Raw genomic sequence first — 2,500 nt, 5'->3', positions numbered from 1 at the left:
GCTAACGACATTTTTGATTGCGTCAAAACAAGATTTAACTTCTGTTATTTCTTAAGTAATGACGAATCATTCTCTAACAACCACCGAGCAATCGGTGGAAGCAAAAAGAATGTTCACATTACGGCATAACGCGCGAGGTGAGAGACCTCGCACAGTCTTTGATACAACCGCGAAGTCTTTAACGAGACGTCAAAGTTATAGGGTCAAGTGACTAAGAGCATGTGGTGGATGCCTTGGCGATTACAGGCGACGAAAGACGTGATAGCCTGCGATAAGCTTCGGGGAGCTGGCAAATAAGCTTTGATCCGGAGATTTCTGAATGGGGAAACCCACCCGCAAGGGTATCGCATACTGAATTCATAGGTATGCGAGGCGAACCGAGTGAACTGAAACATCTAAGTAGCTCGAGGAAAAGACATCAACCGAGATTCCGAAAGTAGTGGCGAGCGAAATCGGAACAGCCTTCTAGTGATACCTCGACTGTTAGCAAAGCGGCATGGAAAGGCCGACCATAGTGGGTGATAGTCCCGTATGCGAAAACAGACGAGCGGTACTAAGCTAGAGAAAAGTAGGGCGGGGCACGAGAAACCTTGTCTGAATATGGGGGGACCATCCTCCAAGGCTAAATACTCGTAATCGACCGATAGTGAACCAGTACCGTGAGGGAAAGGCGAAAAGAACCCCGGGAGGGGAGTGAAATAGATCCTGAAACCGCATGCTTACAAAAAGTAGGAGCCCGCAAGGGTGACTGCGTACCTTTTGTATAATGGGTCAGCGACTTACATTCAGTGGCAAGGTTAACCGAATAGGGAAGCCGTAGAGAAATCGAGTCCGAATAGGGCGAATCAGTCGCTGGGTGTAGACCCGAAACCAAGTGATCTATCCATGGCCAGGATGAAGGTGCCGTAACAGGTACTGGAGGTCCGAACCGACTAATGTTGCAAAATTAGCGGATGAGCTGTGGATAGGGGTGAAAGGCTAAACAAACTTGGAAATAGCTGGTTCTCTCCGAAAACTATTTAGGTAGTGCCTCAAGTATTACCTGCGGGGGTAGAGCACTGTTTAGGCTAGGGGGTCATGGCGACTTACCAAACCTATGCAAACTCCGAATACCGCAGAGTACAGCTTGGGAGACAGAGCACCGGGTGCTAACGTCCGGACTCAAGAGGGAAACAACCCAGACCGCCAGCTAAGGTCCCTAAAATTGGCTAAGTGGGAAACGAAGTGGGAAGGCTAAAACAGTCAGGATGTTGGCTTAGAAGCAGCCATCATTTAAAGAAAGCGTAATAGCTCACTGATCGAGTCGTCCTGCGCGGAAGATGTAACGGGGCTAAGCCAGTTACCGAAGCTGCGGATGTGCAATTCATTGCACGTGGTAGGAGAGCGTTCTGTAAGCCTGTGAAGGTGTCTGGTAACGGATGCTGGAGGTATCAGAAGTGCGAATGCTGACATGAGTAGCGTTAAAGGGGGTGAAAAGCCCCCTCGCCGTAAGCGCAAGGTTTTCTACGCAACGTTCATCGGCGTAGAGTGAGTCGGCCCCTAAGGCGAGGCAGAGATGCGTAGCTGATGGGAAACAGGTCAATATTCCTGTACCGATCAATAGTGCGATGTGGGGACGGAGAAGGTTAGCTCAGCCAACTGTTGGATATGTTGGTTCAAGCCTGTAGTCGTGCCTGGTAGGCAAATCCGCCGGGCTTAGATGAGGGGTGATAACGAGTCTGCTTGCAGACGAAGTGAGTGATACCCAGCTTCCAGGAAAAGCCACTAAGCTTCAGCTATTGACGACCGTACCGCAAACCGACACTGGTGCGCGAGATGAGTATTCTAAGGCGCTTGAGAGAACTCTGGAGAAGGAACTCGGCAAATTGATACCGTAACTTCGGGAGAAGGTATGCCGCAAGTAGGTGATCCTGCACAAGGGGAGCCCAAAGCGGTTGCAAAAAATCGGTGGCTGCGACTGTTTAATAAAAACACAGCACTCTGCAAACACGAAAGTGGACGTATAGGGTGTGACGCCTGCCCGGTGCTGGAAGATTAAATGATGGGGTGCAAGCTCTTGATTGAAGTCCCAGTAAACGGCGGCCGTAACTATAACGGTCCTAAGGTAGCGAAATTCCTTGTCGGGTAAGTTCCGACCTGCACGAATGGCGTAACGATGGCCACACTGTCTCCTCCAGAGACTCAGCGAAGTTGAAATGTTTGTGATGATGCAATCTCCCCGCGGAAAGACGGAAAGACCCCATGAACCTTTACTGTAGCTTTGTATTGGACTTTGAACAGATCTGTGTAGGATAGGTGGGAGGCTTTGAAGCGAGGACGCTAGTTCTCGTGGAGCCAACGTTGAAATACCACCCTGGTGTGTTTGAGGTTCTAACCTAGGTCCCTTATCGGGATCGGGGACAGTGCATGGTAGGCAGTTTGACTGGGGCGGTCTCCTCCCAAAGCGTAACGGAGGAGTTCGAAGGTACGCTAGTTACGGTCGGACATCGTGACGATAGTG

General features: G+C 50.2%; 1 rRNA gene (only partly in view). It reads left to right on the top strand.

The features are described from left to right. Window positions 1-201: 201 nt before the first annotated feature. Window positions 202-2,500, top strand: a 23S ribosomal RNA gene (locus tag HUK68_RS17125) (it continues 578 nt past the right edge of the window).

Origin of the sequence: Comamonas antarctica (assembly GCF_013363755.1) — a bacterium.
Taxonomy (GTDB): domain Bacteria; phylum Pseudomonadota; class Gammaproteobacteria; order Burkholderiales; family Burkholderiaceae_C; genus Comamonas; species Comamonas antarctica.
The sequence above is the reverse complement of the archived record's forward strand: the minus strand, read 5'-3'. Positions and strand labels throughout refer to the sequence as shown.